Source organism: Yoonia vestfoldensis SKA53 (assembly GCF_000152785.1).
GTDB lineage: Bacteria > Pseudomonadota > Alphaproteobacteria > Rhodobacterales > Rhodobacteraceae > Yoonia > Yoonia vestfoldensis_A.
Genome location: NZ_CH672414.1, coordinates 1,378,453 through 1,402,220, shown reverse-complemented (window position 1 = coordinate 1,402,220; position 23,768 = coordinate 1,378,453). Strand labels below are relative to the sequence as shown.

The window sequence follows — 23,768 nt, the reverse complement described above, 5'->3', positions numbered from 1 at the left end:
GCCCCCGCTTCAAGATGCGCTGGGCGCGCCTTTGGACAGCCAAGGCCGCGTTGTGGCGATCAGATTGACCACTGGTGCATGTTCCCCGCCCAAGGCCAGCGTGGCCGCGCGCAGCAGAGCGATGCCCTGTTCGGGGTCGCGCGGAATGGCCGCGGCGGAAATCGGCTCGCCCATGGTCACGACGAAAGGCTGGCGGTCCTTATTGAGCGTCTCGTGAAACAGGGTGATGTCGCGCAGCGTTGGGTGGATGCGGTCGAACAGGTAAAACAGCGCCGAATTGCGGGCCTGAATGTTCACGGGAATCACCGGCAGGTCGAATTTACGCGCCAGCATCGCCGCCGATGCCATCCATGGCCGTTCATGCAGCGACAGCCAGCGCCGTTTGGCCAGCCGTCCTGATGGAAAGATCACGCCAAGCCGCCCTGCCTCGGTCGCTTGGCGCACAAATGCCATGGTTTCGCGGGTCTTGGCATGGCTGCGCAATGGTTTGCGCCATTCGACGGGGGCGATCATGCTGTCCATCTGCGGAAACACCCGCAGGATATCGCGGTTGGCAAAGAAATAGGCGTCAGGCCGGCTGCGTGCGATCAGGTGGTTCAGGATGATCCCATCCGCGATTCCCGTGGGATGATTCGCCACGATCAGCGCGGGGCCATGCACGGGCAGATGCCCAAACCCCCTGCTGGACACCATCAGCGCCAGCCGGTCTGCCATGTCGCGCATGATCTGGGCGGGGTCGGCATGTTCGAGATTGCGTGCGATCTTGAGCGTTTTTTCATACCCCAGCATCGTGTGCAGCGCCCGCCGGACATAGGCCGTGCCGGGCCTGTCCGCATAAAGCCACGGTGCACGTTCTGCTATCAATGGCGTGATACGCTCTTCCATAGGATATCAAACACCAGACTTTTGTAACGGTTCCACGACATTACGATTTTTTCCTATAGATTGCAAATCGGCTGCTTTGTACAACCTCAGACCAGCGAGATCCCGCGCGTCTGACTATATTGACGATTGCCTGTGGATTTCACCCTGTGCTGACCTAGCTGGCGGCCATGGCCAAAATGCGCAAAAAATCCGACCTGCCCCAAAAAACCTGTGCCACCTGCGGCAGGCCTTTCACTTGGCGCAAGAAATGGGCGAAGGTCTGGGATGCCGTGCGGTATTGTTCGGACAAGTGCCGCGGGACGCGCAATTGAATCTGCCCGCCCGTGTTGCCTATCGGAAACTAGTGTTCTAATTCGTGACCCGAAGAAAAGGTATGCCGCTGCATGCCAAGGACATAAGGAAGAACAGACATGACAGATCGCGTCACAAAACACGGGCTTCAGGTCGCCAATGAATTGGCTAGCTTTATTGATACAAGCGCCTTGCCGGGAACCGGCATCAGCCCTGATGCTTTTTGGGCCGGTTTTGCCGGGCTGCTGGCCAAGATGACACCGCGCAACCGCGCCTTGCTGCAAAAACGTGACGATCTGCAATCGGCCATCGACGCTTGGCATGTGGCCCAGCGCGGCAAACCGCATGACCGCGTGGCCTATGAACATTTTCTCAAGGACATCGGCTATCTTGTCCCCGAGGGCGATGATTTCGAAATCGACACCGCCAATGTGGACCCCGAAATTGCCACGATTCCCGGGCCACAGCTGGTTGTGCCGATCACCAATGCCCGTTTTGCGCTGAATGCGGCAAATGCGCGTTGGGGCAGTCTTTATGACGCGTTTTATGGCACCGATGCGATGGGCACACTGCCCCCCGCTGGCGGCTATGACCGTGGCCATGGCGCGCGTGTCGTTGCCCGCGTGCGCGTGTTTCTGGACGAGGCTTTCCCGATCGAAGGCAAAAGCCACGCCGATGTCGCGCGCTATCATGTGCAGGACGGCCAATTGTTGGTCGATGATGCCCCCCTGCGCGACCCTGCGAAATTCGTCGGCTATCGCGGCAATGCCAAGGCGCCCGATGCGGTGGTGCTGGTGAACAACGGGCTGCATGTCGAACTGGTGTTCGACCGCGCCCATCCCATCGGCAGCCGCGATCAGGCTTTGCTGGCAGATGTGCGGCTGGAAAGTGCTGTTTCCGCGATCATGGATTGCGAAGATTCAGTCGCCTGCGTCGATGCCGAAGATAAGGTCTTGGCCTACGGCAACTGGCTTGGCTTGATGAAAGGCGATCTGAGCGCCGAGATGGTCAAGAACGGCAAGACGATGACCCGCAAACTGGCCGCCGACCGTGAATACACGACCGCCACCGGTGGCAAGGTCACGCTCAAAGGGCGTGCGCTTTTGTGGATCAGGAACGTTGGCCATCTGATGACGAACCCCGCGATCCTTGATGCGGATGGCGCAGAGGTGTTCGAAGGTCTGATGGATGCGATGATCACCACGCTGATCGCGCTGCATGACCTGAAACACGAGGGCGGCAATTCCGCGCGCGGGTCTGTCTATGTGGTCAAACCCAAAATGCACGGCCCTGAAGAGGTCGCCTTTACCAATGATATCTTTGCCGCGGTCGAGGATGCGCTGGGCCTGCCGCGAAACACCGTCAAGATCGGCATCATGGATGAGGAACGGCGCACGACTGTCAACCTCAAGGAATGTATCCGCGCCGCGAAATCCCGTGTCGCATTCATCAACACAGGTTTTCTGGACCGCACCGGCGATGAAATCCACACTTCGATGGAAGCAGGGCCATTCAGCCGCAAGGATTTCATCAAGCGCAAGCAGTGGATCGGCGCCTACGAGGATCAGAACGTCGATATCGGTCTGGAATGCGGCTTTTCGGGGCGCGCGCAGATCGGCAAGGGGATGTGGGCGATGCCCGACCTGATGGCCGCGATGCTGGAACAGAAAATCGGCCATCCGCAATCGGGTGCCAATTGTGCCTGGGTGCCAAGCCCGACAGCCGCGACATTGCACGCGCTGCATTACCACAAGATCGACGTGATGGCGGTGCAGGCACGTCTGCGCAAAGGCGGGCGTCGGGCCTATGTGTCCTCGATCCTTGATATTCCGCTGGCACAATATCAGCGCTGGACCGATGCGCAGAAAATGCGCGAGGTGGAAAACAACGCCCAAGGTATCCTGGGCTATGTGGTGCGCTGGATCGATCAGGGTGTCGGCTGTTCCAAAGTGCCCGACATCAACAACGTGGCTTTGATGGAAGACCGCGCTACCTGCCGGATTTCGTCGCAAGCCTTGGCCAATTGGCTGCACCATGACGTGGTCGGCCGCGATCAGGTGATGGCGGCAATGCAGAAAATGGCCCGCGTGGTGGATGACCAGAATGCGGGTGATCCGGCCTATCGTCCGATGGCCCCCGATTTCAGTGGCATCGCCTTTCAGGCGGCCTGCGATCTGGTGTTTCTGGGGCGTGAACAGCCGTCCGGCTATACCGAACCCGTGCTGCACCGGCGGCGTCTGGAACTGAAAGCGCAACGCAATCACTAAGGCGGCGACGCCTGATAAGGAGACGAGAATGTCAGATATTTCGATCACCAAAGCCCGCATGATCATCCGCAAGGCGCTGGCGACAGGCCGCGAACTGGGGCTGAAACCGCTGTCTGTTGTCGTGCTGGACGCGGGCGGCCATGTGAAGGCGTTCGAGCGTGAAGACGGCGCATCGCCCGGCCGGTTCGGCATTGCCCATGGCAAGGCTTACGGGTCCGTCATGCTGGGCATGGCAGGCAAGGCACAGATGGCGCGGGCGGAAAGCCAGGCCTATTTCATGGCCGCGATCAATGGCGTCTATGGCGGGCAGGTCGTGCCGGTGCCGGGCGGTGTGTTGCTGCGCGACAAAAAGGGCGGCGTGATCGGTGCTGTCGGCGTGACGGGTGACACATCCGACAATGACGTCATCGCCGCCATGGCAGGGATCGAGGCCGCGGGGCTGATCGGCGAAGCCTAAGCGCGATTTTCGCGCGTCAGACCCTGCAAATGCCGCATTGACGGGCATGTGCGCCAGCGCATGCCCCCTTGTGCGCATGACATCCCTTCCGCTTTGGTCCTGCCACGGCTATCGTTCGGATAAATCTGCAGGAGAATGACATGCGCCGGCCAGTGATCGGAATTATCGGCAACAGCTATCTGATCAACGACGAATATCCTGCCCATGCCGCCGGCACCATGAATGCGCAAGCCTTGGCCGAGGTGTCGGGCTGCCAGCCCTTGATCGTCCCCTCGCATCCGGGGCTGGTCTGTATTGATACCTTGCTGGATATTTGTGACGGTTTTGTATTCCCCGGCGCGCGCGCCAACGTCCACCCCGAAGAATATGGCGAACAAGAAACCCCCGCCCATGGCACATTCGACCGTGACCGTGACCGACTGACCCTGCCGCTGATCCGCGCTTGCGTGGCACGCGGCCAGCCGATCCTTGGCATCTGCCGCGGCTTTCAAGAGGTAAATGTCGCCATGGGCGGCACGCTGTTCCCTGAAATCCGCGATCTGCCCGGGCGCGACAATCACCGGATGCCCCCCGATGGGTCACTTGAGGAAAAATTTGCCCTGCGCCATACCGTCACCTTTCGCCCCGGTGGGGTGTTTCACAAGCTGATGGGCGCGCCCAGCGTGATGACCAACACGCTGCATGGCCAAGGTATCAAGCAGGCTGGCCCCCGCGTTATCGTCGATGGCCATGCCCCCGATGGCACGCCAGAGGCGATTTACATTGCCGACGCTCCCGGTTTCACCATGTCGGTGCAATGGCATCCCGAATGGAACGCCGATGCCGATCCGGTGTCGCGCCCGCTGTTCACCGCCTTTGGTGATGCCTGCCGTGACTGGGCGGCAGGGGCCTTGCGCAAGGTATCATGACGCATGACCCTGCCTGTATGAAACGGTCACGCATCAATGCGATCATGGCCGAGGCCGACCAGATGATCCGGTCGCACGGCTTTACCCTGCCGCCTTGGGCCTATTGGTCACCCGACCAGTTCAAAGCCCGCGCCAGCGATGCCCGCGCTGTCATTGACGCGCGCTGCGGCTGGGACATCACCGATTACGGCGCAGGGCGTTACGATCAAATGGGGCTGTTCCTGTTCACCCTGCGCAATGGGCGGCTGGCCGACCTGCGGCGCGGCGGCGGCATGTGTTATGCGGAAAAGCTGTTGATTTCCAAACAGGACCAGCTGTCGCCGATGCATACCCATGTCATCAAGGCCGAGGATATCATCAACCGTGGCGGTGCGACGCTGGTGGTGGAACTTTACGGCTCAGACCCTGACGGCGCGTTCGACGAAACGGTCGGTGGCGTGGTCAGGTGCGACGGGATCACGCGGGCTTTCGCCCCCGCAGACAAGCTGCGCCTTGCCCCCGGTGAAAGCGTGACATTGATGCCCGGTGACTGGCACGCCTTTTGGGGCGAGGGGGGCGATGTGCTGATCGGCGAGGTGTCGACCGTCAACGACGATGAGACGGACAACATCTTCCGCGAGCCGATCGGCCGTTTTGCGCAGATCGAGGAAGATGTCGCCCCCACCCACCTGCTGGTCAGCGACTATCGCGATTGGTTGGCGATCTGACCCCTAAAGGATCAGATCAAAGGTCTTGATCAGCGGTAATTCCCGCGCGCGCACGCCTGTCAGATCGAACAAGGCATTGCCAAGTGCCGGCATCGCAGGCGGTGTGCCGGGTTCACCGATGCCGCCCAGATGTGCGCTGGTTTCCAGGATACGCACATCGAAACGCGGCGCCGTATGCATCCGAAGCGCATCGTAATCGGTGAAATTGCCCTGATCGGCGGCGCCGTCGGTGAAGGTCACCTCTTCCTGCATGGCGGCCGACAGACCATAGATCGCGCCTGAAATCATCTGCGCCTCGATAATCGCAGGGTCCAATGCGATGCCTGGGTCGCAGGCGATCCAGCAATGGTTAATGCGGATGCCGCGCCCGGTATCCTCGACCTCGACCACCTGTGCGGTGGCGGTCCCGAAGGAATGACAAAACGCCACGCCGCGCCCGATATTGGCAGGTGTTTCGCCCGTCCAGCCGCACATTTCACCCACGGCACGGATCACGCCGGCAGATGGCGCATGTTCACGTTCCGCCAGTGCCAGCCGGAATTGCAATGGATCAGTGCCTGCGGCATGGGCCATCTCGTCGATGAAGGTATCCAGAAAGAACCCGTTGAACGACGCCGCCACCGACCGCCAGAACCCGACCGGCACGGCCAGATCGGCCAGATGGCCTGTGATGCGGAAATGCGGCACGTCGTAGGGTTGGTCTGCTGCCCCTTCGACATGGGCGCGGTCAGGGCCGGGGGGAACCTGCCCCATCTGGCGAAAGCTGGATTGCTGAAACACCGAAGGTGCTGCGATCTGGCCGTCGATCAATTGCGCCGCGCCATCCGCGACCACACCGCGAAACCGTGCCATGGCAGCGGGGCGATAGAAATCGTGGCGCATATCCTCTTCACGGGTCCATGTCATGCGGATCGGCGTGCCGGGCAGGGCTGTGGCAATGCGGGCCGCCTGCACCGAATAATCCGTCTCGGCGCGCCGCCCGAAACCGCCGCCCATCAGCGTCGTATGCACGGTGACAGCCTCGGGGGCGATCCCCGCGACCGCTGCGCATTTGTCGCGCGTGATCACCGGGGCTTGGTTGCCTGTCCAGATCTCCAACCTGTCGCCAGTGAACAGGGCTGTGGCATTCATCGGTTCCATCGTGGCATGGGCAAGGAAAGGCACGGTATATTCTGCGACGATTTCAGTGCCTTCAATCGCGGCATTCACATCACCATCGTCACGCACGGTGCTGTTCGGCTCGGTCTCAAAGGCTGCGGCAATCGCGGCCATCATGCCCGCAGTATCGGCCGGATAGGCCGCGTCTTGCCAGACGATATCCACAGCCTGAGCTGCCTGCATGGCCAACCATGTGTTCGATGCCACGACAGCGATGCCATCGCCAAGGTCGATCACCGTGGCGACGCCATCCATCGTGCGCGCCACAGTGTCGTCATATGATACCATGCCCGCCCGCTTGGGGTTGATGCGCACGGTGGCGAATTGCATCCCCTCCAACTGCACATCGCCCGCGAATTGCGCGGTGCCTGTCGCCTTGGCGCGCATATCGACGCGCGGCATGGATTTGCCGAGGTATTTCCATTCCGATCGGGGCCGCAATTCCACATCAGGCAGGTCAATGTCACGCACCGCCTCGGCCAGCGCGGTATAGGCGATGCGGGTGCCGTCGGGGGCGATGACATGGCTGTCCTGGGTGCGCAGGTCGCTGGCTGCAACGCCCAATTGCGCCGCCGCCGCCAGTTTCAGCGCCTCGCGCGCGCTGGCACCGGCATGGCGCATCCGCTCATACCCGTCCTTGATCGAGGTTGATCCCCCCGTCACCTGCAGATGCAGCAACTTGCCGATCTGCCCGATCCCCTGCCGCAGGCTGTGGCGGAAATCGGTGTCGGCATAATGGCGAAACGGCAGGGCAAGGCCCAACAGCGCCTGATTGTAATAGGCCTGCGCGGGCGGGCCGTGCAGAACGGTGATATCCTCCCAGGCGACATCCATTTCTTCGGCGACAAGGGCCGCCAGCGTGGTCTGCACACCTTGGCCCATTTCGGCACGCGGCGCGATGACGGTCACGCCGTCCTGATTGAGCAGCACAAAAGGCGTCAGCACCGCCTCGCCTGCGCCTGCGACCAATGGGTTAGGGGCATCCTTGCGAAGCTGATAAACACCAAAGGCGACACCGCCCGCGATAGCGGCAGAGCCGATCAAGAACGTCCGGCGGGCGATTTTGCGGAGACTGGCCATGATTACACCTCTGTCAGACGCTGCGCCGCGTCCTTGATTGCGGCACGGATGCGCGGGTAGGTTCCGCAGCGGCACAGGTTGCCCTGCATGGCGGCATCGATATCGTCATCCGTGGGGGTGGGGGTCTCGGCCAGCAGGGCGGCGGCGTTCATGATCTGGCCCGACTGGCAATACCCGCATTGCGCGACCTGATGGTCGATCCAGGCCTGCTGGATCACCGCCAGATTGTCGGGCTGGCCCAGCCCCTCGATCGTCGTGACCTCGCCCCAGACATCGGCGAGCGCCACCTGACAGGACCGTACCGCCACGCCGTCGATCTGCACGGTGCAGGCCCCACAGGCGGCGATACCACAGCCAAATTTGGTGCCGGTCAGCCCGATTGCGTCGCGCAGCACCCACAGCAGCGGCACATTATCCGGCAGATCGACGCTGTGCGCCGTGCCATTGATCGTCACAGATATCGCCATCTTGCACCCATATACTAAACTGATATGTTTAGTTTACCAAGCGCGCGTGTTGATATCAAGCCTGCATCATCTTTCCAGATCGTCAATTCGCGCGATGCGCGATTTTATGCAATCCCCGCCAGAGGCGACCGCAGCGCGCTGCGGTCACAGCACCGCCAGCCCTTGATCCCGCCCAACAGTTTGGGGATCGCATCCTTGAACCGGAAAAAACCATGCGTGGCATGCGGCCACGCGTCCAGATCATAGGCGCGCAGCACCCGCAGCGCATCAATATGGCGCAGGGCATCGGCGGTCGGGCCGGCAGGGGGATGGGCCAGCACCACCTGATCCAATCCTTCGGCCTTGCGCCAATCGGGCAGGGCATCGGCGCTGATCACGCTGACGCGGCCCAACCTGTCCGCAAACCTTGTGTGACAATCGCGCATCGCGGCTGCGACGAAATCTGTCACCATCGGGGCCACCTGCAACGGGCTGCGCCGATCGGTTGTTTGTACAAAGGCGGTGGCAACCGGCGCAACCTTGTCCAGCAACCAGCCGGGCGACAAATCATCCTCGGTCACGATCAATCCGGTGGGTTTGGCCGGGTCGATGATGGCGCTGACAGGCATTGGCCCGCGGTCGGGATGCGGCGGGCAGGGCAGGGCGGCGGCAACCTGTGCCAGCCCCTCGGGCCGGAACCGGCCTTGCGTGTATTTGGCGATATTGTCGGGCTGCGCCAGATAGGCTTTGCCCTGCGTCTGGATGCCGCCGACCCAGCGCCATGACAGCGTGTTGGACGCTGCATCACCGTCCAGCAAATGCCGCAAAAAGAAATCCGCGCCCAACACCCAGGGTAGTTTCAGCGTATGAATCCAGATTGATGCGAACCACATCCGCGCGTGATTGTGCAGATAGCCAGTATCTGCCAATTGCCGCGCCCAATGGTCAAAACCGTCGATCCCGGTCTGCCCCAGACAGGCGGTTTCCCATTGCGCGCGCAGGCCCGCCTGTGTCTGGATCTGGTTCATAGCCGCGGCCAGATCGCGCTGGTAGTTGGCCCAGACGGTGGGGCGCAGTTCCAGCCAGCCTTTCCAATAGGTGCGCCAGAACACCTCTTGCACAAATTTTTCGGCCGCTTGCGGGCTGTGGCGGGCCAGCACGGCGCGCAGCACATCTGCTTCGGTGATGATCCGGTGGCGAATATAGGGCGACAGCGCCGAGACATGGGCGATGTCATCATGGTTGCGCATTGCCGCGTAATCGCGGCCCGCATGCGGGGTGAAAGCGGCAAGACGCGTTACAGCGTCGGTGTAGGTTGGTGTAAACATGCGTGCCAATTAACCCGCGCCTTGCGGGTTTCAATGGCGCCCGTTCTTGACAGCGGCGCAGGCGCGGTCCAACGCTGCGGCATGTTTGATCTGCGCCCTGTTGGATATGTGATCGGCCTGTTGATTGCCTCGCTCGGGGTGACGATGCTGGTGCCGCTGGCGGCCGACCTGCTGGCAGGTGACCGGCATTGGTTCGTCTTTTTTGAAAGCGCGATCGTGACGATCCTGACGGGGGGCTTGCTGGCGCTGGCCTGCGCCAATGGCGTGACGGCGGGGCTAAGCCTGCGTCAGACGTTTCTGCTGACCTCGCTTGTCTGGCTGACCTTGCCATTGTTCGGGGCGATCCCGTTCATTCTGGGGGCGACCGAGGCATCCCTGACCGATGCCTTTTTCGAGGCCATGTCCGCGCTGACAACGACCGGAGCCACGACCTTTACCCAGCTCGAAACTTTGCCTGCTGGCTTACTGTTGTGGCGCGGGCTGCTGCAATGGCTGGGCGGGATCGGGATTATTGTGGTTGCGATGGTGTTCCTGCCCGAATTGCGGGTCGGCGGGATGCAGATTTTCCGTTCAGAAGCTTTTGAAACCATGGGAAAAATCCTGCCGCGTGCAGGCCAGATCGCAAGCCAGATTTCGGTGATCTATCTGGTGCTGACAATGGCCTGCGGGCTGATCTATGCAGCCTTGGGCATGACGCCTTTCGATGCGTTCGTGCATGCGTTGACGACGGTTTCGACGGGTGGCATGGCGACAACCGACACTTCCTTTGGCGCGTTCAACGCGGGCATCCATTACACCGCAGTGGTGTTCATGATCCTCGCGGCATTGCCCTTTGTGCGCTATGTACAATTATTGGCCGGCACGGCCGTGCCATTGTGGCGCGACAGCCAGATCAGGGTTTTCTTTGCCCTGCTGGGCTTGTTCATCATGTTGATGACGGCCTGGCTTTGGGCGCGCGAAGGCGCTTGGACCGAGCTGGCCTTTCGCGAGGCGATGTTCAATATCGTGTCGATCATGTCCGGCACCGGCTATGCCAGCGCGGATTACATGACATGGGGCACGTTTCCTGTCGTCGCCTTTTTCTTCATCGGGCTGATCGGTGGCTGTGCCGGGTCCACCGCCTGTTCGGTCAAGGTGTTCCGCTACCAGATCCTGTTTGCTGCGATCAAAAGCCAGGTCCGCCAGATCCACAGCCCGCATGGCGTTTTCGCCCCGCGGTTCGAAGGCCGCCCGATCGGGGATGATGTCATCAATTCGGTCATCGCCTTTTTCGTGGCCTTCGTGTCGCTGTTGGGGATCATCACGGTACTGCTGGGGCTGACCGGGCTGGATTTTATCACCTCGCTGTCAGGGGCGGCGACGGCGATTGCCAATATCGGCCCCGGCCTTGGGTCAGAGATTGGACCGGCGGGCAATTTCGCAAATATCAACGATCCCGCCAAATGGATATTGGCGATCGCGATGTTCATCGGCAGGCTCGAAGTGATGGTCGTGCTGACCATCATCTCGGTCCGCTTCTGGCGCAACTGATTGACCCTTGCCGCAGCGGGGCCTATGTGACGCCCAAGATGCAAACGAGGGTGCCCATGTCCGACAAACCGCGCAGTTTTCAGGAAATCATCCTGCGGCTACAGTCCTATTGGGCGGCCAAGGGCTGTGCGATCCTGCAACCCTATGACATCGAAGTCGGTGCAGGTACCTTTCACCCCGCCACGACCCTGCGCGCGCTGGGGTCCAAACCCTGGGCTGCCGCTTATGTGCAACCGTCCCGCCGCCCGACCGACGGGCGCTATGGTGAAAACCCCAACCGGTTGCAGCATTATTACCAATATCAGGTGCTGATCAAACCCAGCCCGCCGGATTTGCAGGAGCTTTATCTGGGGTCGCTGGCCGCCATCGGGATCGATGCGCATCTGCACGACATCCGCTTTGTCGAGGATGATTGGGAAAGCCCGACGCTTGGCGCTTGGGGGCTGGGCTGGGAGGTTTGGTGCGACGGGATGGAAGTCAGCCAGTTCACCTATTTTCAACAGGTCGGCGGGCATGATTGCCGTCCCGTCTCGGGCGAATTGACCTATGGGCTGGAACGGCTGGCGATGTATGTGCTGGGCGTGGATCATGTGATGGACATGCCGTTCAACGATCCTGACGCGCCTATTGCGCTGCGCTATGGCGACATCTTTTGCCAGACCGAACAGGAATATGCGCGCTGGAACTTCGATGTGGCCGACACCGACATGCTGCTGCAGCATTTCAAGGATGCCGAGGCTGAATGCCACCGCATCCTGTCCACCCCCGCGCATGACCCCAAAAAGGACATGGCCATCATCATGGCCCACCCCGCCTATGACCAGTGCATCAAGGCCAGCCATCTGTTCAACCTGCTGGACGCGCGCGGCGTGATTTCCGTCACCGAACGGCAGGCCTATATCGGGCGGGTGCGCGCGCTGGCCAAGGCCTGCGCGGATGCTTTCATGCAGACCGAAGCTGCGGGGGCCAGCGCCTGATGGCACGCATATTGATCGTGGGGATGTTGGTGGTGGCCGCCGTCTTTGGTGGGGCGATGTATTACCTGCAGGTCTATGCCTATTACGAAGATGTTGTTGCCGCCCAAGGCGACATTACCCTGACCGCCACCGATAGCAGCGCGCCGATCACCCTGCCATTCAGCGATTTCACTGGCATTGACGCGGTGTCCAGCCCGCTGCGGTATCGCGCCTGCCTGAGCACGGACATCGACACGGCGACATTGGCGACCGCTGTCCCCTTGCCCTTTGCCGAACCGCGCATCGCGCCGCGCTGGTTTGATTGTTTCGACGCCCGCCAGATCGGCGCGGACCTGCAGGATGGGCTGGCCACCGCCTATCTTGGGACCGCCAATCTGCAATATGGTATCGACCGCGTTATCGCGGTTTACCCTGACGGGCGTGCCTATATCTGGCACGAGATCAACGCCTGCGGCGAAGCCGTGTTCAACCGCTATCCCGCCCCTGACACCTGCCCCCCAGCACCCGAAAGCCTGCAATAATGCCTGATCTTCTGATTGAACTTTTCTCCGAGGAAATTCCGGCCCGGATGCAGGCGCGCGCCGCCGATGACCTGCGCAAGCTCGTCACGGACGGTCTGGTCGAGGCGGGGCTGACCTATGCCGGTGCCGCCGCCTTTGCCACGCCGCGCCGTCTGACGCTGGCGATTGACGGGCTGACGGCCGAAAGCACAATTTTTAGGGAAGAAAAGAAGGGTCCGCCGATTGATGCTAATCCAAGGGCATTGAAGGGCTATCTTCAGGGGCTGGGCATGGAGGCCCCGGACAAATGGTACGATGAGCAGATTGAAGCACTGAAGGCCGGCGAAGTTATTTCATTTGGCGATAGCTTCGTTACGACGCAAGAGCTTAAGGGCAAACGGGTCTTGATGGCTGTTCTGGAGTATCCACCTCGCAAAGCCGCCGACATCATCGCAGAAGTGCTTGACGCCACCGTGCGCAATTTCCCGTGGCCCAAATCCATGCGCTGGGGCACAGGCGCGCTGAAATGGGTGCGCCCGCTGCAATCCATCATCTGCCTGTTGTCGGATGAAGCAGGCGCCGAGGTTGTGCCGCTGACCATCGACGCGATCACCGCAGGGCGCAGCACGCGCGGCCACCGGTTCCTGTCGCCTGATGCCTTCACCGTGAACGGCTTTGACGATTACGAGGCGAAACTGAAACGCGCCCATGTGATCCTGCGCGCCGATGAACGCGCCGAGGTGATCTGGAACGACGCGACCCAGCAGGCCTTTGCATCGGGTCTGGAACTGGTCGAGGATCGCGGGTTGCTGGCCGAGGTGGCAGGGCTGGTCGAATGGCCTGTCGTGCTGCTGGGCCGGATTGACGATGCCTTTCTGGGCCTGCCGCCCGAGGTGTTGCAGACCTCGATGAAGGAACACCAGAAATTCTTTTCGGTCCGCAATCCGAAAACGGGCCGGATCGAACGCTTTGTGACCGTGGCCAACATGGCCACCGCCGATCATGGTGCGACCATTCTGGCGGGCAATCAAAAGGTGCTGGCGGCGCGGCTGTCGGATGCGAAATTCTTTTGGGAAAACGACCTGCGCACGGTCAAGGCCGATGGGCTGGAAGGCATGGGCGCGGGGCTGGCCAATGTGACCTTCCACAACAAGCTTGGATCACAGGCCGACCGCATCGCGCGGATCGCAGCCCTCGCGCGTGAAATTGCGCCGCATGTGGGGGCTGATCCTGATCTGGCCGAACAGGCAGCAATCGTGGCCAAGGCTGATCTGCAATCAGAAATGGTCGGGGAATTTCCTGAATTGCAGGGGCTGATGGGCCGCTATTATGCGACAGCCGCCGGATTGAATCCGGCGGTGGCGGCCGCCTGCCAAGACCATTATTCGCCGCTGGGTCCATCGGACGCCGTGCCGACTGCACCCGTATCGGTGGCCGTGGCGCTGGCCGACAAGATCGACACGCTGACGGGGTTCTGGGCGATTGACGAAAAGCCGACGGGGAGCAAGGACCCCTTTGCGCTGCGCCGCGCGGCGCTGGGCGTTATACGGTTGGTGTTGGAGAATGGGGCGCGGATTAATTTGCGTGATATTCGGGTATCTGCCGAGATGCGTATTCCTGATGAGTTCAAGTCTGGTGAAACTGTGCCAGATGATGCGGGTGCAAATTACGACAGCCTGCTCGCCTTTTTCCACGACCGCCTCAAGGTCTATCTCAAGGACCAAGGCATCCGCCACGACATCATCGACGCCTGCATCGCCATGCCGAACAACGACGATCTGACCCTGTTGGTCAAACGCGCCCGCGCCTTGGCCGATGTGCTGGCCACGGATGATGGCGAAAACCTGATCCAAGGGTTCAAGCGCGCCAATAACATCCTGACGCAGGCCGAGGCCAAGGACGGGGTCGAATATTCCTATGGCGCGGACCTGAAATTCGCCGAAGACGGTGCCGAAAAGGCGCTGTTTGCCGCGCTCGATGCTGCAGATGCAAAGATCGCGCCGGCGATGAAAGACGAAGATTTCAGCACCGCGATGACCGCTATGGCGGCACTTCGCGGCCCGATTGATGCATTTTTCACCGCTGTACAGGTCAACGACGACCGGCAAGTGATCCGCCGCAACAGGCTTAACCTGTTGTCACGGATCAGGAAAATCTGTCTGTCCGTGGCTGATCTGACAAAAATTGAAGGCTAGACACCTTGGCTGTCAACTTGGCTTTACGCATGGCCATTTCCTGTTCTATGCTGCGCCTACGCAATAAGGCGGTGCCGCAGTGCAGCAACAGATCAAACAGGACCGCGTGACGCTGATCACGCCGACCGCGCCGGTCTCGGTCGCGGCGCATGGCGGTCGCGCAAAATGCCTCCAACGGCTGATCCGGCTCGCGATGCCGGTGCCTGTCACCGTGGCCTTGTCCTTTGATGCGGTGCGCGATGCAGCGCTTGGCAATCTGCCCGATATGGCGGCCTTGATGGCGCCGTTCGACCCGCAGCCGCTTTTGTCCGTGCGCCCATCCAGCGAGAGCGCCGATTGGGGCGGGCCATCCGCGATCCTGAATGTGGGCATGAATGATGCACGCTTTGTCAGCATGTCGCAGGTCATGGGCGAGGCTGCGGCGGCGCGGCTTTACCTGCGTTTCGTGCAGTCCTACGCGGTGCATGTGGCGCGGCTGGACCCTGACGAATTCCACCTGCCCGATATCGCTGATGCCAGCGCCCTGCGCGTGATGCTAGCCGCCTATGAGGCCGAAACGGATGAGCCTTTCCCGCAAGACCCCGCCGTCCAACTGGCCGAGGTGTTGCGGTCCATGGCACGTGCCTGGGATGGCACCTCTGCGCGGTTGTTGCGCCAGGCCAAGGGCGCGCCCGTCGATGCGGGGCTGGGTTTGGTGGTGCAGGCCATGGCGCTGGGGCTGGGGCAGGGCGAATGCGGCACCGGCACCGTGCAATTCGTCGATAGCACGACAGGCGCGCCGCGGATCACGGGCCGCTATGTCGCGCAGAACGTGCCGCAGATGGACAAGACCGATGCCGAAGGCGCGCTCTATCTGACCCGTGATCCGCGTGGCGCATCCTTGCAGGACCGCTGCCCGCAGACTTTTGCGCAGCTGCTTGATTGTGGCGCGCTGTGCCGCCAGCATCTGCGCGAGGAAATGCAGGTGAAATTCACCATCGACGCGGGCAAGCTTTATATCCTTGATGCCGTGCGCGTGCAGCGGTCGTCGCGGGCCTCGGTGCGGATCGCCGTGGCCTTGGCCGAAGACGGCGTGATCACCCGGCAGGATGCGGTGTTGCGTGTCGAACCCGTCGCCTTGTCGGAACTGCTGCACCGGCAGGTAGACCCTAGCGCGCCGCGCAACGTGCTGGTGACAGGGATCGCCGCCAGCCCCGGTGCGGCCAGCGGCCGGATCGTGCTGACCGCGAACGAGGCGCAGGCCAGTGCTGCGCGGGGCGAGGCGTGTGTGCTGGTCCGCCGCGAAACCACGCCCGAGGATATCCGCGGGATGCATGCCGCATCCGCCGTGCTGACGATGCGCGGTGGCATCACCAGCCATGCTGCCGTGATCGGGCGGGGGCTGGGCGTGCCTTGCGTCGTGGGGGCGTCTGACCTGCTGATCGACCGCAAGTCGGGCCGCGTTGTCGCCCCCGACGGGCGGACCTTTGCCGCCGGTGACATCATCACCGTCGATGGCACCACGGGGCAGGTGCTGGCCGGTGCGCCGCCGATGCTGGAGGCGTCGCTCGATGGTGCGTTCCAGACCCTGCTGGAATGGGCCGACACGTTCCGTGATATCGGCGTGCGCGCCAATGCCGACACGCCCGCCGATGCGCAGACCGCGCGCAATTTCGCCGCCGAAGGCATCGGGCTGTGCCGCACCGAACATATGTTTTTCGAAGGCGACCGTCTGGGTGTGATGCGCGAGATGATTTTTGCCGAAAGCAGCAAAGACCGGCGCGCCGTGCTCGACCGTCTGCTGCCAATGCAGCGCGCGGATTTCGCCGAATTGTTCAGCATCATGGAAGGGCGCAGCGTCTGCGTACGCCTGTTCGACCCGCCGCTGCATGAATTCCTGCCATCCGACAAGGCCGGAATGCGCGATCTGGCCGAACAACTGGCGCTGCCTTTGCCCGAAGTGGCCGAACGGGTGGCCGCCCTGAGCGAATATAACCCGATGTTGGGGATGCGCGGCGTTCGGCTGGGAATTGCCATCCCCGAGATTTACGACATGCAGGCGCAGGCGATCTTCGAGGCGATGGTGGCCGTTGGGGCCAAGGGCATCGCGCCCGCCGTCGATATCATGATTCCGCTCGTCTCGGCGATGCGCGAAGTCGAGCTGATGAAATCCCGCATCGAAAGCGTCGCCAATCTGGTGGCTGGACGGGCGCGAGCGACGCTGAATTACCGCTTGGGCGTGATGGTCGAAACCCCGCGTGCGGCCCTGCGCGCGCAGGATATTGCCGCCCATGCAGAATTTTTGTCTTTTGGTACCAATGACCTGACGCAGATGACTTATGGGTTGTCGCGCGATGATGCGGGGCGGTTCATGTCCACCTATGTGCAGCAGGGCGTCTATGCCGAAGACCCGTTTCACACGCTCGACATCGAAGGTGTGGGCGAATTGGTGGCGATGGGTGCCGAACGCGGGCGGCGTGGCCGGCCCGATGTCGTGTTGTCGATCTGCGGCGAACATGGCGGCAGCCGCAGCGCCATCGCATTCTGCCGCGATCACAAGTTCGATTACGTCTCTTGTTCGCCGTTCCGGGTGCCGGGGGCGCGGCTGATGGCGGCGCAACTGGCCCTGAAGGACAAAATCACCAAAGCGTGAGCCACTAGATATAGTGGAGCATTTTCCGCGACGGGCATTATGTGGTGCGATTTTATCATATTTTGACGCGATAACGGCGTTGTTCCGCCGCTATGGCCACTAGGGGTAGACGTTCGGTCTGTATTGCCCTAACCACGGCGCTGCTTCCGCGGGGCTGACCGCGTGGTTTCTTTGGTTTGAAGAATGACGCCTTTGAAGAAAATCGCGGCCGCTTTTGTCGTCGCACAACTTGCCTTCGGTGGCGTTTACGCCAGTGCTGATACCGACAGTGCTGATACCGACATGGCCAGCCGACTGGCCGGTCTTCTGGGAGAGGAGCGGTCCGCGCTTTCCGTGCTGTCCGAAGCGCGCATGGCGCAATTGACCAGCCTGCCCCCCGCCAGCGAACGCGGCATTCCGACGGCACCCGTCGTGATTTATGATACCGATTTTCTTGACAGCCTGCCCGTCGCTTCTGGTGATGCGCAATGGGAATGTCTGGCCGAGGCGCTGTATTTCGAGGCGCGTGGCGAATCCGTGCGCGGTCAATTCGCCGTTGGCGAGGTGATTTTGAACCGCGTCGAAAGTGCCGCTTACCCGCAATCTTTGTGCGGTGTGGTCAAACAGGGCACCGGGCGCAAATACGCCTGCCAGTTCAGCTATAATTGCGACGGCAATCCTGAGGTGATCAACGAGCAAGTCGCTTGGGAACGTGTGGGCAAGATTGCCTCTGTCCTGCTTGCTGGCATGCCGCGTGACCTGACGGGGGGTGCGACGCATTTCCATACCCGCGCCGTCAACCCGTCCTGGTCGCGCAGTTTCACGCGCACGACCACGATCGGCGCGCATCATTTCTACCGCGAACCTGTTCGCACTGCCGCGAACTGAGGTCGCAACCGGTGGCCGCGCTGTCGCGGCTGTCCTTGTCCTGCGGGCGGGGGCGCGGTATCGCTGGGGGTAACGCCGCCAGTTGACTGGACGACCTGATGACAGATGACATCCGCCTTGCCTTTGCCCATCCCAGCGAACGGGCCGAGGCGAGTACGACCACCCCCTGCGACCGGATTTCCTTGCGCGACTATATTGTCAGCGTGGAAATCGGGGCGTTCCAGCAGGAACGCGGCACATTGCAGCGCGTACGCTTTAACGTGGTGGTCGAGGTGCCGCGCCTGTCCGGCCCGATAGACGATGACGTTGACCGCATCTTGTCTTATGACCGCGTGACCGAAGCGATCGGGATCGAACTGCACGCCGAACGCCTGAACCTGTTGGAAACCCTTGCCGCGCGTGTCGCGGATAGGATTCTGCTGGAACCGCAGGCGCATCGGGTCTTCGTGCGCATCGAAAAGCTGGATCGCGGCCCCTTTGCCTTGGGTGTCGAGATCGTGCGCGCCCGCGATGGCCAGACCCCCGGCGGGCAGGCCCATATCCCCGTGCCGCATCCGCGCGTCGTGTTCCTGTCGAACGCGGCCATCGCCTCGCCGCTGTTGGGGGGGTGGATTGATCAGCTTGCCGCGATGCCGGCCCCCGTGATCATCTGCGTCGGTGCGGGCGAGACAAGTGCGCCACAAGTCCCCAACCGGCTGGCACAGCGCCGGATCGACCTGTTGGCCATCGAACAAAATGCGTGGCGGCTGGCCGTGCGCGATGCGCGCTGCGTTGTGGTGCAGACCCGCACCGAGCTCGACTGGGCGATGAAGAACGGGCAGGTCAGCGTCTGGGCGCCGTCCAAGATCGTGCTGGATGCGGTGGATGGCCCGTCTGCCAGCCCTGCGGATGCAGCGGCGCTGATCGCGTGGTTCGCAGGCCAGATGCAGGCGGCAGAACTGGTGTTTGTCGGTCATGCCGCCCCTGTCACCGATATTGCCCTGCGTGTGCTGCCGGTCGATCAGGCGGTCTTGGCATGACGCTTTATTACCGGCCCCTTGTGGTGGCGGAACCTGCCAGCGACACGCTGCCACTGGCGGGGGGTGCGTGCCTGTTTCGCGATGTCGCAGTTTTGGAACGGGGGCAGCCATCGCACGTCATTCCCGCGCGCGATGTCCCCGCAACAATTCTTGCCCATCTGACCGCGCCGCGCGCGCCTGTTGCGGGGCTGGCGATGGACCGGCCGCGCATCATGGGCATCCTGAACGTGACGCCGGACAGTTTTTCTGACGGCGGCGATCACGCTGATCTGGTCAGCGCCACGGCCCGCGCCTTGGCGATGCAGGCAGAGGGGGCCGAGATCATCGACATCGGCGGCGAAAGCACGCGGCCCGGTGCCGTGACCGTCGCCAATGCCGCAGAAATCAGCCGCACCGCCCCGGTTATCGCCGCGATCAGGGCGCAATCTGCAATCGCCATCTCGATCGACACGCGCAAGGCTGATGTGGCAAAAGCCGCCATCGCGGCGGGCGCCAGTCTGGTCAACGATGTCGCCGCCTTCAGCCATGATCCCGCCTTGGCGCAGGTCACGGCGGATGCGGGTCTGCCTGTCTGCCTGATGCATGCGCAGGGCGATCCCGCCACAATGCAAAACGACCCGCGCTATGACGATGTCCTGCTGGACGTCTATGATTTTCTGGCCGCCCGTATCGCGCAGGCCGAGGCGGCGGGCATCGCGCGCACCGCGATCATCATTGACCCTGGCATCGGTTTTGGCAAAACGCAGGATCACAACCTGACCCTGCTGCGGAATGTGTCGCTGTTCCATGCTCTTGGCTGCCCGATCCTGCTGGGGGCCTCGCGCAAGCGGTTCATCGGCACCATCGGCGGCGGACAGGATGCCAAGGACCGCATGGCGGGTTCTGTCGCAGTGGCGCTGCATGGCCTATCGCAGGGGGTGCAGATCCTGCGGGTGCATGATACCTTTGCTACAAAACAGGCGCTGGCACTCTGGTCGGCGATCAACGGGACAGACAGCAGATGACACGCAAGTTCTTTGGCACCGACGGGGTGCGCGGCACGGCGAATATATATCCGATGACCGCCGATATGGCGCTGCGGATCGGGGCGGCGGCGGGGCGGTATTTTCGCAATGACGGATCGAACGGCCACCGTGTGGTGATCGGCAAGGATACGCGGCTGTCAGGCTATATGTTCGAAAACGCGCTGACGGCGGGGCTGACCAGCACCGGCATGAATGTGCTGCTTTTGGGGCCGGTTCCGACGCCGGCGGTGGGGTTGCTGACCACCTCGATGCGTGCCGATGTCGGCATCATGATTTCCGCCAGCCACAATCCGCATCACGACAACGGGATCAAGTTTTTTGGCCCTGACGGCTTCAAACTGTCCGATGCCGCCGAGGAACAGATCGAGGCGCTGATCGCATCCGATGTGGAGCCTGCCAAGGCCGCCAATATCGGGCGGGCCAAGCGGATCGACGACGGGCGGTTCCGCTATGCCGAACGGCTGAAAGCGACCTTTCCCGCAGGTATGCGGCTCGACGGTCTGAAGGTCGTGGTGGATTGCGCCAATGGTGCGGCCTACAAGGTCGCCCCCGAGGTGTTGTGGGAACTGGGCGCCACCGTCATCAAGGTCGGCGTGGACCCTGACGGGTTCAACATCAACGACGGTTGCGGTTCGACCCATCCCGAACGCGCCGCACAGGTGATCCGCGACACAGGCGCCGATGTGGGCATCTGTCTGGATGGCGACGCCGACCGTGTGATGATCCTTGATGAAACTGGTGCCGTGGCCGATGGCGACCAGATCATGGCGCTGATGGCTGCGCGCTGGGCCGCAGTGGGGCGGTTACAGGGTGACACTCTGGTCGCGACGGTCATGTCCAATCTGGGGTTGGAACGGTTCCTTGACGCCAAGGGGTTGCATCTCAAACGCACCGCCGTAGGCGACCGCTATGTGGTCGAGGCGATGCGCGCAGGCGGGTTCAACCTTGGCGGCGAACAATCGGGCCATATCGTGATGACCGATTACGCGACCACCGGCGACGGTTTGCTGGCCGGGTTGCAATTTCTGGCCGCGATGATCGACACGGGGCATAAGGCGAGCGTGCTTGCGCGCAATTTCGACACCGTGCCGCAGATGCTGAAAAACGTACGCTTCACCGCTGGCACCGATCCTCTGGCGACCAAGCGTGTCGCGGCCTCAATTGCGGATGCCGAAATCAAGCTGAACGGCAAAGGCCGGCTGCTGATCCGCAAATCCGGCACCGAACCGCTGATCCGCGTCATGGCTGAATGCGAGGATGACACGCTTCTTGCACAGGTCGTGGACCAGATCATAGCCGAGGTTGCGGCAGCGTCCTGATCCTGCCCATCTTCCGCTCCGGTCAATTCGTGCGAAGCGCGATTTGACCTAAGTATCCCCGCCAGAGGCTCTTGCAGCGGCGAACAGCCGCTTCAGCCCCGCCCACTGGCTGATCGCCAGACCCAGCAGGATCAGGGCAAGGGCGGCAAAGAACCGCAATGGCAGGACCTCGTTCAGAACCAGCACGCCGAACAGCATCGACCAGACTGGTACCTGATAATTCACCAAGGTCATGAAGACCGCCCCCGCGCTGCGGATCGTCGCCACGCGCAAAACCGCGGCAAGCGCCGTGGGTATCACGCCCAGAAAGACAATCGCAAGCATCGGGCGGGGGGCGGCCGCGCCGGGGATGCCTTCGACGATCAGCATCGCGGGGATCAGCGCGGCAGCACCAACGCTCAGAAGCAGGGCTGTCATCGTGATCGGGTCGATGGGCGGGCAACGCCGCGTCATGACGCTGGACACCGCATAGGACATGGCGGCGGCAAGGCAGGCCAACTGGCCCAACGGCTCCCACCCCGTCCCGATCCGCAACACACCGGGGCCGATCAGGACGACCGCGCCGCAAAAGCCGATCACGACCCCCAGCGCGCTGCGCAGGCGCAGCTTTTCATCCGAAAACAGATGCGCCAGCGGCAGCACGAACAAAGGCAGCGCCGCCATGGAAATCCCCGCAAAGGCAGAGGGCACATATTGTTGCCCCCAGCTGAGCAAGGCAAAAGGTACCGCGGTGTTGAAAATCCCGATGGCCAGCAGATAGGCCCGCATCTGCGGCGTGAAATCAGGCAAGGGGCGGCGCAGGACCACCATCAGCGCCAGCATCGCGCCTGCCCCCAGCGTGGTGCGTGCGCAGGCGACGGTCAGCGGGCCATAGCCTTCGAGGGCGGTGGCCACGACCATGAAGGTCGCCCCCCAGATCAGCCCGAGAAGGGCGATCGAGATCCAGTTCAATGGCGTGGGCTGCTGTGGCATGGGGTGCTGTCCAAAGGGCAAAAAGGCCCGGAGCGTGTCCGGGCCTTGCAGGGGTAGGGTGGGTCTTGACCCACCTTACGCCGAAAGTGTTTAGTTCTTGTCTTTGTCCACCATGCGGCCTGCGGAAATCCACGGCATCATCGCGCGCAGTTTTTCGCCGACCTTTTCGATCTGGTGCTCGTCGTTGATCCGGCGGGTTGCCTTGAAATAAGGCTGGCCCACGGAATTTTCCTGCATGAAATCACGCACGAATTTGCCGGTCTGGATGTCGGTCAGCACCTCTTTCATCCGCTTTTTGGTTTCCTCGTAAGGCAGGATGCGCGGACCAGAGACATATTCGCCATATTCGGCGGTGTTGGAGATCGAATAGTTCATGTTGGCGATACCGCCTTCATAGATCAGATCGACGATCAGTTTGACCTCGTGCAGACATTCGAAATAGGCCATTTCAGGCTCGTATCCGGCCTCGACCAGTGTTTCAAAGCCCATACGGATCAATTCGACCAGACCGCCACACAGCACGGCCTGTTCGCCGAACAGATCGGTTTCACATTCCTGGCGGAAGTTGGTTTCGATGATGCCCGAACGCCCGCCACCGATGGCCGAGCAATAGGACAGGCCGATTTCCATGGCTTTGCCGGTCGCGTCTTGGTGGACCGCCACAAGGCAAGGCACGCCGCCGCCTTTGGTATATTCGCCGCGCACAGTGTGACCGGGGCCTTTGGGGGCCATCATGATCACGTCAACGCCGGCTTTGGGTTCGATCAGGCCGAAATGCACGTTCAGGCCATGGGCGAAAGCGATGGCGGAGCCTTCTTTGAGGTTGTCATGGACGTATTTTTTGTAGGTCTCGGCCTGCAATTCGTCGGGCATGGTGAACATGATGACATCGCACCATGCGGCGGCTTCGGCGATGCCCATGACTTTCAGGCCTTCACCTTCGGCTTTTTTCGCGGATGGCGAGCCTTCGCGCAGGGCGACGACGAGGTTTTTGGCGCCAGAGTCGCGCAGGTTCAGCGCATGCGCATGGCCTTGGGAGCCGTAGCCCAGAATGGCGACTTTCTTGTCCTTGATCAGGTTCACATCGCAGTCACGGTCGTAATAAACGCGCATTTTCGTATTCCTTTGTTGAAGCTGCAACGCTTATAGCGACGTCCCGCCGTTTTGTGAGCGCAGTTCTTTGAGTATTTTTAGAAATAAGAAGA

Annotated in this window: 20 protein-coding genes; 14 read left to right on the top strand and 6 right to left on the bottom strand. The window is 61.8% G+C overall.

Annotation, left to right across the window (positions count from 1 at the left end; translation table 11 throughout):
- Positions 1 to 9: 9 nt before the first annotated feature.
- A complete protein-coding gene (locus SKA53_RS06910) occupies positions 10 to 885 on the bottom strand; it encodes a 1-acyl-sn-glycerol-3-phosphate acyltransferase (RefSeq protein WP_007205382.1) in 876 nt (291 codons plus the stop codon).
- Positions 886 to 1,052: 167 nt separating this feature from the next.
- Between SKA53_RS06910 and SKA53_RS15200 the strand changes: the two genes are divergently transcribed.
- The 5 genes from SKA53_RS15200 to SKA53_RS06890 all read left to right on the top strand — a co-directional run bounded on the left by SKA53_RS15200 (position 1,053) and on the right by SKA53_RS06890 (position 5,515).
- Positions 1,053 to 1,196 (top strand): DUF2256 domain-containing protein, encoded by a 144-nt coding sequence (locus SKA53_RS15200; protein WP_081440123.1) that lies wholly within the window; start codon positions 1,053 to 1,055, stop codon positions 1,194 to 1,196.
- 99 nt (positions 1,197 to 1,295) lie between these two features.
- A complete protein-coding gene (locus SKA53_RS06905) occupies positions 1,296 to 3,443 on the top strand; it encodes a malate synthase G (RefSeq protein WP_007205379.1) in 2,148 nt (715 codons plus the stop codon).
- A 28-nt stretch (positions 3,444 to 3,471) separates the two neighbouring features.
- On the top strand, positions 3,472 to 3,900 hold the full coding sequence (locus tag SKA53_RS06900; protein WP_007205378.1) for a GlcG/HbpS family heme-binding protein: 429 nt from the start codon (positions 3,472 to 3,474) through the stop codon (positions 3,898 to 3,900).
- Positions 3,901 to 4,040: 140 nt separating this feature from the next.
- Positions 4,041 to 4,808: a gamma-glutamyl-gamma-aminobutyrate hydrolase family protein gene (locus SKA53_RS06895; RefSeq protein ID WP_007205377.1), complete on the top strand. Its 768-nt coding sequence runs from the start codon at positions 4,041 to 4,043 to the stop codon at positions 4,806 to 4,808.
- A 17-nt stretch (positions 4,809 to 4,825) separates the two neighbouring features.
- Entirely contained in the window at positions 4,826 to 5,515 is a 690-nt protein-coding gene (locus tag SKA53_RS06890; protein ID WP_040483186.1) for a D-lyxose/D-mannose family sugar isomerase, read from the top strand.
- Positions 5,516 to 5,518: 3 nt separating this feature from the next.
- Here the strand turns inward: SKA53_RS06890 and SKA53_RS06885 are convergent, their stop codons facing one another.
- The 3 genes from SKA53_RS06885 to SKA53_RS06875 form a co-directional block, all read right to left on the bottom strand.
- A complete protein-coding gene (locus SKA53_RS06885; RefSeq protein ID WP_007205375.1) occupies positions 5,519 to 7,753 on the bottom strand; it encodes a xanthine dehydrogenase family protein molybdopterin-binding subunit in 2,235 nt (744 codons plus the stop codon).
- 2 nt (positions 7,754 to 7,755) lie between these two features.
- Entirely contained in the window at positions 7,756 to 8,220 is a 465-nt protein-coding gene (locus tag SKA53_RS06880) for a (2Fe-2S)-binding protein (RefSeq protein WP_007205374.1), read from the bottom strand.
- 104 nt (positions 8,221 to 8,324) lie between these two features.
- On the bottom strand, positions 8,325 to 9,527 hold the full coding sequence (locus SKA53_RS06875) for an FAD-binding domain-containing protein (protein ID WP_007205373.1): 1,203 nt from the start codon (positions 9,525 to 9,527) through the stop codon (positions 8,325 to 8,327).
- 81 nt (positions 9,528 to 9,608) lie between these two features.
- Here SKA53_RS06875 and SKA53_RS06870 point away from each other — a divergent pair, with 81 nt between their 5' ends.
- The 9 genes from SKA53_RS06870 to glmM all read left to right on the top strand — a co-directional run bounded on the left by SKA53_RS06870 (position 9,609) and on the right by glmM (position 21,591).
- Positions 9,609 to 11,057, top strand: coding sequence for a TrkH family potassium uptake protein (locus tag SKA53_RS06870; protein ID WP_040483184.1), 1,449 nt, complete (start codon positions 9,609 to 9,611; stop codon positions 11,055 to 11,057).
- A 56-nt stretch (positions 11,058 to 11,113) separates the two neighbouring features.
- A complete protein-coding gene (locus SKA53_RS06865) occupies positions 11,114 to 12,034 on the top strand; it encodes a glycine--tRNA ligase subunit alpha (RefSeq protein ID WP_007205371.1) in 921 nt (306 codons plus the stop codon).
- Positions 12,034 to 12,555 carry a DUF6446 family protein gene (locus SKA53_RS06860; RefSeq protein WP_007205370.1) on the top strand — a complete coding sequence of 174 codons (522 nt, stop codon included), beginning with the start codon at positions 12,034 to 12,036 and terminating at the stop codon, positions 12,553 to 12,555. The genes SKA53_RS06865 and SKA53_RS06860 overlap by 1 nt, the downstream gene beginning before the upstream one ends.
- A complete protein-coding gene (gene glyS, locus SKA53_RS06855; protein ID WP_007205369.1) occupies positions 12,555 to 14,729 on the top strand; it encodes a glycine--tRNA ligase subunit beta in 2,175 nt (724 codons plus the stop codon). The genes SKA53_RS06860 and glyS overlap by 1 nt, the downstream gene beginning before the upstream one ends.
- A gap of 79 nt (positions 14,730 to 14,808) precedes the next feature.
- A complete protein-coding gene (locus SKA53_RS06850; RefSeq protein ID WP_007205368.1) occupies positions 14,809 to 17,361 on the top strand; it encodes a putative PEP-binding protein in 2,553 nt (850 codons plus the stop codon).
- 183 nt (positions 17,362 to 17,544) lie between these two features.
- Positions 17,545 to 18,228: a cell wall hydrolase gene (locus SKA53_RS06845; RefSeq protein ID WP_007205367.1), complete on the top strand. Its 684-nt coding sequence runs from the start codon at positions 17,545 to 17,547 to the stop codon at positions 18,226 to 18,228.
- A 98-nt stretch (positions 18,229 to 18,326) separates the two neighbouring features.
- On the top strand, positions 18,327 to 19,247 hold the full coding sequence (locus SKA53_RS06840) for a dihydroneopterin aldolase (RefSeq protein WP_007205366.1): 921 nt from the start codon (positions 18,327 to 18,329) through the stop codon (positions 19,245 to 19,247).
- Positions 19,244 to 20,251 (top strand): dihydropteroate synthase, encoded by a 1,008-nt coding sequence (gene folP, locus SKA53_RS06835; protein ID WP_007205365.1) that lies wholly within the window; start codon positions 19,244 to 19,246, stop codon positions 20,249 to 20,251. Before SKA53_RS06840 ends, folP begins: the two co-directional genes overlap by 4 nt.
- Positions 20,248 to 21,591, top strand: a complete 1,344-nt coding sequence (glmM, locus tag SKA53_RS06830) for a phosphoglucosamine mutase (protein WP_007205364.1) — start codon at positions 20,248 to 20,250, stop codon at positions 21,589 to 21,591. Before folP ends, glmM begins: the two co-directional genes overlap by 4 nt.
- 48 nt (positions 21,592 to 21,639) lie before the next feature.
- Here glmM and SKA53_RS06825 read toward each other — a convergent pair whose 3' ends face one another.
- Together SKA53_RS06825 and ilvC are read right to left on the bottom strand one after the other, a co-directional pair.
- On the bottom strand, positions 21,640 to 22,563 hold the full coding sequence (locus SKA53_RS06825; RefSeq protein ID WP_007205363.1) for a DMT family transporter: 924 nt from the start codon (positions 22,561 to 22,563) through the stop codon (positions 21,640 to 21,642).
- A gap of 90 nt (positions 22,564 to 22,653) precedes the next feature.
- The gene (gene ilvC, locus SKA53_RS06820; RefSeq protein ID WP_007205362.1) at positions 22,654 to 23,676 is read right to left on the bottom strand and encodes a ketol-acid reductoisomerase; all 1,023 of its coding nucleotides are present in this window, start codon (positions 23,674 to 23,676) and stop codon (positions 22,654 to 22,656) included.
- Positions 23,677 to 23,768 lie beyond the last annotated feature (92 nt).

Coding starts and splice junctions, on each gene's coding strand:
- folP (WP_007205365.1), top strand. CDS start 19,244: ATGACGCTTTATTACCGGCCCCTTGTGGTGGCGGAACCTGCCAGCGAC.
- SKA53_RS06840 (WP_007205366.1), top strand. CDS start 18,327: ATGACAGATGACATCCGCCTTGCCTTTGCCCATCCCAGCGAACGGGCC.
- SKA53_RS15200 (WP_081440123.1), top strand. CDS start 1,053: ATGGCCAAAATGCGCAAAAAATCCGACCTGCCCCAAAAAACCTGTGCC.
- SKA53_RS06885 (WP_007205375.1), bottom strand. CDS start 7,753: ATGGCCAGTCTCCGCAAAATCGCCCGCCGGACGTTCTTGATCGGCTCT.
- SKA53_RS06905 (WP_007205379.1), top strand. CDS start 1,296: ATGACAGATCGCGTCACAAAACACGGGCTTCAGGTCGCCAATGAATTG.
- glyS (WP_007205369.1), top strand. CDS start 12,555: ATGCCTGATCTTCTGATTGAACTTTTCTCCGAGGAAATTCCGGCCCGG.
- SKA53_RS06890 (WP_040483186.1), top strand. CDS start 4,826: ATGAAACGGTCACGCATCAATGCGATCATGGCCGAGGCCGACCAGATG.
- SKA53_RS06900 (WP_007205378.1), top strand. CDS start 3,472: ATGTCAGATATTTCGATCACCAAAGCCCGCATGATCATCCGCAAGGCG.
- SKA53_RS06825 (WP_007205363.1), bottom strand. CDS start 22,563: ATGCCACAGCAGCCCACGCCATTGAACTGGATCTCGATCGCCCTTCTC.
- ilvC (WP_007205362.1), bottom strand. CDS start 23,676: ATGCGCGTTTATTACGACCGTGACTGCGATGTGAACCTGATCAAGGAC.
- glmM (WP_007205364.1), top strand. CDS start 20,248: ATGACACGCAAGTTCTTTGGCACCGACGGGGTGCGCGGCACGGCGAAT.
- SKA53_RS06880 (WP_007205374.1), bottom strand. CDS start 8,220: ATGGCGATATCTGTGACGATCAATGGCACGGCGCACAGCGTCGATCTG.
- SKA53_RS06895 (WP_007205377.1), top strand. CDS start 4,041: ATGCGCCGGCCAGTGATCGGAATTATCGGCAACAGCTATCTGATCAAC.
- SKA53_RS06870 (WP_040483184.1), top strand. CDS start 9,609: ATGTTTGATCTGCGCCCTGTTGGATATGTGATCGGCCTGTTGATTGCC.
- SKA53_RS06875 (WP_007205373.1), bottom strand. CDS start 9,527: ATGTTTACACCAACCTACACCGACGCTGTAACGCGTCTTGCCGCTTTC.
- SKA53_RS06865 (WP_007205371.1), top strand. CDS start 11,114: ATGTCCGACAAACCGCGCAGTTTTCAGGAAATCATCCTGCGGCTACAG.
- SKA53_RS06910 (WP_007205382.1), bottom strand. CDS start 885: ATGGAAGAGCGTATCACGCCATTGATAGCAGAACGTGCACCGTGGCTT.
- SKA53_RS06860 (WP_007205370.1), top strand. CDS start 12,034: ATGGCACGCATATTGATCGTGGGGATGTTGGTGGTGGCCGCCGTCTTT.
- SKA53_RS06845 (WP_007205367.1), top strand. CDS start 17,545: ATGACGCCTTTGAAGAAAATCGCGGCCGCTTTTGTCGTCGCACAACTT.